Origin of the sequence: Streptomyces sp. NPDC088794, from assembly GCF_044750545.1 — a bacterium.
Classification (GTDB): Bacteria; Actinomycetota; Actinomycetes; order Streptomycetales; family Streptomycetaceae; genus Streptomyces.
The window spans coordinates 272647-280282 of sequence record NZ_JBIVKB010000017.1; the positions used below are offsets into that span (position 1 = coordinate 272647).

The following is a 7636-nucleotide window of genomic DNA, read 5'->3' on the forward strand; positions in this document are numbered from 1 at the left end:
GCGCGCGGCACGGCGAAGGGCCCCGTCCGGTGTTCGGACGGGGCCCTTCGACTGTGGCGTGGCGACGCCTCAGCGATCAGTGGTGGCCGTGGCCGCTCGTGATCTCCTTGTACTCCTCGACGGTCGGCTTGGGGATCTGGGACTCCTCGCCGTAGTACGCCTCGCTCAGCTTGGCGCGCAGCTTCTCGGAGCCCTTGACCTTGCGCTCGACGCCATTCTCGTCGACCGTCGCGCCGATCGCGGCCGGCACGTACTGCTCGTGCGCGGTGAGCGTGTGCAGCGCGTCCTGGCTGAGCGGCTCGTGCACCTCGATGAACTCACCGTGCGGCAGGCGCTTGATGATGCCCGACTCGCGGCCGTGCAGCACCTTGTCGCGGTCCCGGCGCTGCAGGCCCAGGCAGATCCGCTTGGTGGCGATGAACACGAGGACCGGTACGACGAAGAAGCCGACGCGGACGAACCAGGTGATCGCGTTGATCGACAGGTGGAAGTGCGTGGCCCAGAGGTCGTTGCCGCCACCGACGAGCAGGACGAAGTACCAGGAGATCCACGCGGCGCCGAACGCGGTACGCGTCGGGACGTTGCGCGGACGGTCCAGGATGTGGTGCTCGCGCTTGTCGCCGGTGACCCAGGACTCGATGAACGGGTAGACCGCGATCGAGACCAGGACCAGCGGGAAGATCACCAGCGGGATGAACACGCCCAGGACGAGCGTGTGGCCCCAGGCGTTGATCTCCCAGCCCGGCATGACACGGATCAGGCCCTCGGAGAAGCCCATGTACCAGTCGGGCTGGGCGCCCGTGGAGACCATGTCCGGCCGGTAGGGGCCCATGGCCCAGATCGGGTTGATCGAGGCGATCGCCGCGACGGCCGCGATGACACCGAAGACCAGGAAGAAGAAGCCTCCGGCCTTGGCCATGTAGACCGGCAGGAGCGGCATGCCGACGACGTTGTTGTTCGTCTTTCCGGGGCCCGCGAACTGCGTGTGCTTGTGGTAGAAGACCAGGATCAGGTGGCCGACCACGAGCCCGAGCATGATGCCCGGCAGCAGCAGGATGTGGATCGAGTAGAACCGTGCGACGAAGTCGCCGCCGGGGAACTCGCCGCCGAAGAGGAAGAACGACAGGTACGTGCCGACGATCGGCACGGACAGGACCGCGCCCTCCATGAAGCGGACACCGGTGCCGGAGAGCAGGTCGTCCGGGAGCGAGTAACCGGTGAAGCCGGTGAACATGCCCAGGACGAACAGCAGGAAGCCGAACAGCCAGTTGACCTCACGCGGCTTGCGGAACGCGCCCGTGAAGAACACGCGCATCATGTGCACGAACATGGCGGCGAGGAAGATCAGCGCGGCCCAGTGGTGGATCTGCCGGATCAGCAGACCACCGCGCACATCGAAGGAGATGTGCATGGTCGAGTTGAAGGCCTCGGACATCATCTGGCCCTGCAGCGGGATGTAGCTGCCGTGGTACTCCACCTCGTTCATCGACGGGTGGAAGAACAGCGTCAGGTACACACCCGTGAGGATGATGATGATGAAGCTGTAGAGGCAGACCTCGCCCAGCATGAACGACCAGTGGTCGGGGAAGATCTTGCGCATGTTGGCCTTGGCCAACCCGTAGATCCCCAGCCGGCCGTCCGCCCAGTCGGCGACGCGCTCGCCCGCCGGGGCTTTGCCGCGCCGGGGCTCGTTGCTTGCGGTGCTCTCGTTGGTGCTCATCCGCGCTCCCAGAATGCAGGACCGACGGGCTCTTCGAAGTCGCCGAGCGCCTCGAGGTAGCCCTCGTCGTTCACGCCGATGCGCAGCTGCGGCAGGGCGTGCCCGGCGGGGCCGAAGATCACTCGGGCACCGTCGGAGAGGTCGAAGGTGGACTGGTGGCAGGGGCACAGCACGTGGTGCGTCTGCTGCTCGTACAGGGAGATCGGGCAGCCGACGTGGGTGCAGATCTTCGAGTACGCCACGATGCCCTCGTGCGACCACTCGAGCTCGCGCTTGTCCTTGATGTTGTCCGGCTGGAGCCGGACGATCATCAGGGCCGCCTTGGCGATCTCGGTCTGGAACTCCTCGTCGTGCTCCTCCAGGCCCTCGGGCTTGGCGAAGGTCAGCGAGCCGACCGCGACGTCGGAGGGGCGCAGCGGCTCGTTGGTGTTCATGTTGACGAGCAGCTTGCCCTTGGACCAGATGGTGTGGCGGAGCTTGGTCCCGGGCAGCGGGCCGAGGTCGCGCAGCAGCATGACGCCGGAGAGCGGGAACAGGGCCAGCGCGCCGAACATCGTGTTGCGGATCAGCTTGCGCCGGCCGAGCGCGGACTCCTTGGCGCCCTGCTTGAAGTCGGCCAGCACCTTGGCCTTGACCTCGGGCGTGGCCTCGATCGCGTGCCGCTCGTCGGCGATCTCCACGTCGGACATCAGGGTGCGGGCCCAGTGGACCGCGCCCGCGCCGATCGAGAACAGCGCGAGGCCCAGGGTCAGGCCGAGCGCGAAGTTCAGCGCGTTGATGTGACCGATCGGGAAGACGAAGATCGCCTTGTCGTGCGGGATCGCCACGTAGGAGGCGATGAAGCCGACGGTGGCCAGCATGGACACCGTGAACAGGAAGGCGACGACGCGCTCGGACCGCCTGGCGGCCTGCTCGTCGATGTCCTGCACCCGGTGCTCGTGGGGCGGCAGTCCGGGGTCGGCGAACGGGTCCTGCTCGTTCGCGACGCCTACCGCGCCGTGCGCGTCCTGCTCAGCGGGCAGGTTCTCTTCTGGAATGTCTTGGCTACTCATGACTTCTTGGCCTTTGCGGTCCGAGCGGCGACCCAGACGGCGACCGCGATCAGCGCGCCGAGTCCGAAGACCCAGGCGAAGAGGCCCTCACTGACCGGCCCGAGGCCACCCAGTTCGAGGCCACCAGGGCTCTCGGTGTCGTCGCCGTTGACCGCGTTCAGGTACGCGATGATGTCCTTCTTGTTCTTCTCCGACAGCGTGGTGTCGGGGAAGGACGGCATGTTCTGCGGGCCCGTCTGCATGGCCTCGTAGATGTGCTTGGGGGCGACACCTTCGAGGTCCGGCGCGAACTTGCCGTGCGTCAGCGCACCGCCCTTGCCGGTGAAGTTGTGGCACTGGGCGCAGTTGGTGCGGAAGAGCTCACCACCCTTGGCGATGTCGGCGCCGTCGGGGCCGTACTCGGCCTTCGTGGGAACGGACGGGCCGGCGCCGAGGGAGGAGATGTACGCGGCGAGCTGGTCGATCTCGGCCTGCGTGTAGATGACCTTCTTCTTCGGGATCTGCGCGCCCGGCTGCTGGGCCGGCATACGGCCGGTGCCGACCTGGAAGTCGACCGCGGCGGCGCCCACGCCCACCAGGCTCGGACCGTCGGAGGTGCCCTGACCGCCGGTGCCGTGGCAGCTTGCGCAGCCTACGGAGTAGAGCTTCTTGCCCTCGTCGATGGCAAGGGACTGGGCGGTCTCATCGGCCTGCGCCTTGCTCGCGGGAGCGAACGCGGCGTACAGCCCCCCAGTGGCCGCCAGCGCGAGGAGTAGGACGACGACAGCCGCCAGCGGATGGCGTCGTCGTGCGGAGAGCTTTTTCACGGATTACCCCGGTGTCAGGATCTTCTGCGTCGATGCTTCTGGAAAGTGCGTCCACGGGACGCACGCGGGAGCGGGCCCGCCTACTTGATCAGGTAGATCGTGGCGAAGAGGCCGATCCAGACGACATCGACGAAGTGCCAGTAGTAGGACACGACAATGGCCGCGGTCGCCTGCTCGTGCGTGAACCTCTTGGCCGCGTAGGTGCGGCCGAGGACGAACAGGAAGGCGATCAGGCCGCCCGTCACGTGCATGCCGTGGAAGCCGGTGGTCAGGTAGAACACCGAGCCGTACGGGTCCGAGGAGAGCGAGAGGCCGTCCTCCTTCACCAGCTCCGTGTACTCGAAGATCTGACCGCCGATGAAGATCGCACCCATCACGAACGTGACGATGAACCAGCCCCGGAGCTTCTTCACGTCCCCGCGCTCGGCGGCGAAGACACCGAGCTGGCAGGTGAGGGAGGAGAGCACCAGGATCGTGGTGTTGGTCGCGGAGAACGGAAGGTTGAGATGGCTCGCCATCTCCTTCCAGTGATCCGGACCGGTCACCGATCGCAGGGTGAAGTACATCGCGAAGAGGGCCGCGAAGAACATCAGCTCGGAACTCAGCCAGATGATGGTTCCGACGCTGGTGAGGTTCGGCCGGTTGACCGACGGGTGCGCGTGCCCGGTTTCTACTGTCGTTGCTGTCGCCACGACCGACATTATGTCGGTCGCTTATCCCGCCCTCACTCCGGGGGGTGCCGTTCGGAGTGTCCGCACCGTGTGTACTGCCCGTATGGCCCATCGAAGCGGTGTTCCAACAGGTGTTGACGGCGTGTTCAAGGGAGTAGCATCCGCCGCAGCGGCCCCCCGGGTTCCCGATCGAAGACGCGGAGGAACAATGCAGTCGACTGCCACGGTGCTGGTCTACAGCGACGACTCCAACACGCGCGAGCAGGTGAGGCTCGCGGTGGGCCGGCGGCCGGCTCCGGATGCGCCGTTGGTCTCGTTCCTGGAGTGTGCGACCCCGGCGGCGGTCCTCTCGGAGTTGGACAAGGGCGGGATCGACGTCTGTGTCTTCGACGGTGAGTCCGCGCCGATGGGGGGCATGGGGCTGTGCCGGCAGATCAAGGACGAGGTGTTCAACTGCCCGCCGGTGCTTCTGCTGATCGGGCGGCCTCAGGACGCGTGGCTGGCCACGTGGAGTCGGGCTGAGGCGGCTGTGACGTTGCCTGTGGATCCGGTGGAGTTCGCGGCGGCGCTCGCTGCGTTGTTGCGGGACAAGAAGGCTCTGAGCGCCTAGTAGCTCGGTTCGGCCCGTAGTTCGGCGGCTGCGGGCCGTTGGGGTTGATCGCGCAGTTCCCCGCGCCCCTTCCGGGGCGCTCACACCGCTGTAGGCCTGAGACGGGCCGTGTCTTCGGGGCTCGGCGCGTCCGGGGTGTTGGCGATGAGGGCGCTGCCGCCCCGCCACTTCTTCCAGTTGACGTTCCAGTCGCCGAAGCCGTTGCCGAAGGGCTCCATTTCGTTGCCGTCGGAGTTGACGACCTTGACGACGTCGCCCTGGCGGATGTTGTCGAAGAACCACTCGGCGTTGCTGGTGCTCATGCCGGTGCAGCCGTGGCTGACGTTCTCGTAGCCCTGGGAGCCGACGGACCAGGGGGCCGCGTGGACGTACTCGCCGCTCCAGGTGACGCGGGTGGCGTAGTAGACGGGCAGGTCGTAGTTGTCCGAGGAGCCCTCGGCGATACCGACGGTGGTACCGCGCATACGTACGAAGTACTCCTTGCCCAGTACGACCTTGACGCCGTTGCGGGTCTCGAAGCCGGGCTTGCCCGTGGTGACCGGGAGTTCGTTGATCTCCTTGCCGTTCTTCCAGACGGTCATGGAGTGTGACGAGGCGTCCGTGACGGCGATGACGCGGTCGCCGATGCTGAGCTTCAGGGGCTTGGAGGCGCCGCCCCAGAGGCGGTCGCTGATCTTCACGCCGTCCAGCTCGCTGCGGACCTTCACGGTGGCGTGGGTGGGCCAGTAGTCCTTGGGCCGGTAGTGGAGTTCCTTGTCGTCCACCCAGTACCAGGCGCCCTGCACGGCGGGTACGGAGTCGACCCTGAGGGCGCGTTCCACGATCGCCCGCTGCGCCTTGTCCTTGACCGGCTTGTTCAGCTCGGCCGTGACGGGCTGTCCGACGCCGTACTTGCCGCCCTCCGGCCCGAACTTCACCGTCAGGGGCTTCTTGGCGGTGGGCTTGCTGGTGTCGAAGGCGAGCACCTTGCGGCCGGGCGCGCCGTCGTCGTCCTCGGTGCTCACCCGGACCGTGTAGTGGGCGCTGGCGGCCAGCGGGGAGGTGCTGTGCCAGCGAGTGCCGTCGGCGCTGAGTTCGCCCGTCACATAGCGGCCCTGGGCGTCCATGGCGGTGACGTCCGTGATGCGGCCGTCGTCGTCCGAGGCGGTCACTTCCAGGGGCCTGTCCGGGTCGACCTTCTTGCCGTCGTCGGCGGGGCCGTTGAAGGAGATCTGGTCCGTCGCGTCGTACGGCTTCGCGGAGAGCGGGTTGCCGCCGCTGCCGCAAGCGGTACCGCCCGCGCCGAGGGCGATCACCAGCAGCGTGCAGCTGACGACGGTGCGGGTGCGCGGAGAGTGGTTCATACCGTCACGTTATGGACGTATGTCAGCGGCGGCGCGGCGAGTAACTCTTACGGGGGACCGGAAGTGCGGCAAAAGCAGGAGCCCGGACCCTCCTGACGGAGTGTCCGGGCTCCAGAACGTGCCGGGCGTGCTACTGGGTGCGGTTCTCACCGCGGTAGTACTCGAAGACCCAGCCGTACAGGCCGACCATGAGGATCGGGGCCGAGAAGTACAGCAACCACCAGCCGATCGCGATCGACAGGAAGGCGAGCGCGCCACCGATGCCGAGGGCGAGCGGCTGCCAGCTGTGCGGGCTGAAGAACCCGACCTCGCCGGCGTCGTCAGCGACGTCGGCTTCCTTGTTGTCCTGGGCGCCGACGTCGACCCGCCTGGCCGTGAAGCCGAGGTAGAAGCCGATCATGATGCACAGGCCGAAGGCCAGGAAGAGCGCCGTGGTACCGGCCGGCTCCTTCGACCACACGCCATAGACGACCGCCATGGCGAGGACGAAGACGCTCAGCCACATGAACATCCAGCCTTGGACCTTCACTTGCCAGCCTCCTTGCCACCGGCCAGAGCCTTCTCACCGTGAGGCGCGTTCTCGAGCTGGTCGAGAGCGGCGATCTCCGGGTGGTGCAGGTCGAACGCCGGGGATTCACTGCGGATCCGCGGAAGGGTGAGGAAGTTGTGCCGCGGCGGCGGGCAGGACGTGGCCCACTCCAGCGAGCGTCCGTAGCCCCACGGGTCGTCGACGCCGACCGGCTTGCCGTACTTGGCCGTCTTCCACACGTTGTAGAGGAACGGCAGGATCGACATGCCGAGCAGGAACGAGCTGATCGTCGAGATCGTGTTCAGGGCGGTGAAGCCGTCGGCCGCCAGGTAGTCGGCGTAACGACGCGGCATGCCCTCGGCGCCCAGCCAGTGCTGGACCAGGAACGTGCCGTGGAAGCCGATGAACAGCGTCCAGAACGTGATCTTGCCGAGCCGCTCGTCGAGCATCTTGCCGGTCATCTTCGGCCACCAGAAGTGGAAGCCGGCGAACATCGCGAAGACGACCGTGCCGAACACCACGTAGTGGAAGTGCGCCACCACGAAGTACGAGTCCGACACGTGGAAGTCCATCGGCGGCGAGGCCAGGATGACACCGGTCAGACCACCGAAGGTGAAGGTGATCAGGAAGCCGGTCGCCCAGAGCATCGGGGTCTCGAAACTCAAGGACCCCTTCCACATCGTTCCGATCCAGTTGAAGAACTTCACGCCCGTCGGCACGGCGATGAGGAACGTCATGAAGGAGAAGAACGGCAGCAGCACACCACCGGTGACGTACATGTGGTGCGCCCACACCGTCACCGAGAGACCGGCGATGGCGATGGTGGCGCCGATCAGGCCCATGTAGCCGAACATCGGCTTGCGGGAGAAGACCGGGATGACCTCGGAGATGATGCCGAAGAACGG

The 7636-nt window shown here is 66.6% G+C and carries 8 protein-coding genes; 1 reads left to right on the top strand and 7 read right to left on the bottom strand.

From position 1 onward, the window contains the following. Positions 1 to 76: 76 nt before the first annotated feature. The 4 genes from ACIP6U_RS38860 to ACIP6U_RS38875 form a co-directional block, all read right to left on the bottom strand. On the bottom strand, positions 77 to 1720 hold the full coding sequence (locus tag ACIP6U_RS38860; protein WP_401727427.1) for a cytochrome bc complex cytochrome b subunit: 1644 nt from the start codon (positions 1718 to 1720) through the stop codon (positions 77 to 79). Next, positions 1717 to 2772: a Rieske 2Fe-2S domain-containing protein gene (locus ACIP6U_RS38865; RefSeq protein ID WP_401727428.1), complete on the bottom strand. Its 1056-nt coding sequence runs from the start codon at positions 2770 to 2772 to the stop codon at positions 1717 to 1719. Before ACIP6U_RS38865 ends, ACIP6U_RS38860 begins: the two co-directional genes overlap by 4 nt. Next, positions 2769 to 3578: a c-type cytochrome gene (locus ACIP6U_RS38870; RefSeq protein WP_401727429.1), complete on the bottom strand. Its 810-nt coding sequence runs from the start codon at positions 3576 to 3578 to the stop codon at positions 2769 to 2771. The genes ACIP6U_RS38865 and ACIP6U_RS38870 overlap by 4 nt, the downstream gene beginning before the upstream one ends. Before the next feature lie 80 nt (positions 3579 to 3658). Further along, positions 3659 to 4279 carry a heme-copper oxidase subunit III gene (locus ACIP6U_RS38875; protein ID WP_401727430.1) on the bottom strand — a complete coding sequence of 207 codons (621 nt, stop codon included), beginning with the start codon at positions 4277 to 4279 and terminating at the stop codon, positions 3659 to 3661. 178 nt (positions 4280 to 4457) lie between these two features. Here ACIP6U_RS38875 and ACIP6U_RS38880 point away from each other — a divergent pair, with 178 nt between their 5' ends. Continuing rightward, positions 4458 to 4859: a hypothetical protein gene (locus ACIP6U_RS38880; RefSeq protein WP_401727431.1), complete on the top strand. Its 402-nt coding sequence runs from the start codon at positions 4458 to 4460 to the stop codon at positions 4857 to 4859. A gap of 80 nt (positions 4860 to 4939) precedes the next feature. On the opposite strand, the gene ACIP6U_RS38885 is transcribed toward ACIP6U_RS38880, so the two are convergent. The 3 genes from ACIP6U_RS38885 to ACIP6U_RS38895 all read right to left on the bottom strand — a co-directional run. Then, positions 4940 to 6202 carry an Ig-like domain-containing protein gene (locus tag ACIP6U_RS38885; RefSeq protein ID WP_401727432.1) on the bottom strand — a complete coding sequence of 421 codons (1263 nt, stop codon included), beginning with the start codon at positions 6200 to 6202 and terminating at the stop codon, positions 4940 to 4942. Positions 6203 to 6332: 130 nt separating this feature from the next. Then, on the bottom strand, positions 6333 to 6731 hold the full coding sequence (locus tag ACIP6U_RS38890; protein ID WP_401727433.1) for a cytochrome c oxidase subunit 4: 399 nt from the start codon (positions 6729 to 6731) through the stop codon (positions 6333 to 6335). Next, positions 6728 to 7636: cbb3-type cytochrome c oxidase subunit I (locus ACIP6U_RS38895; RefSeq protein WP_401727434.1), on the bottom strand; the 909-nt coding region annotated here is incomplete at its 5' end. The genes ACIP6U_RS38895 and ACIP6U_RS38890, both read right to left, overlap by 4 nt.

Excerpts from the sequence above, each read along its gene's own strand:
- ACIP6U_RS38880 (WP_401727431.1), top strand. The coding sequence starts at position 4,458 with ATGCAGTCGACTGCCACGGTGCTGGTCTACAGCGACGACTCCAACACG.
- ACIP6U_RS38885 (WP_401727432.1), bottom strand. The coding sequence starts at position 6,202 with ATGAACCACTCTCCGCGCACCCGCACCGTCGTCAGCTGCACGCTGCTG.
- ACIP6U_RS38875 (WP_401727430.1), bottom strand. The coding sequence starts at position 4,279 with ATGTCGGTCGTGGCGACAGCAACGACAGTAGAAACCGGGCACGCGCAC.
- ACIP6U_RS38860 (WP_401727427.1), bottom strand. The coding sequence starts at position 1,720 with ATGAGCACCAACGAGAGCACCGCAAGCAACGAGCCCCGGCGCGGCAAA.
- ACIP6U_RS38865 (WP_401727428.1), bottom strand. The coding sequence starts at position 2,772 with ATGAGTAGCCAAGACATTCCAGAAGAGAACCTGCCCGCTGAGCAGGAC.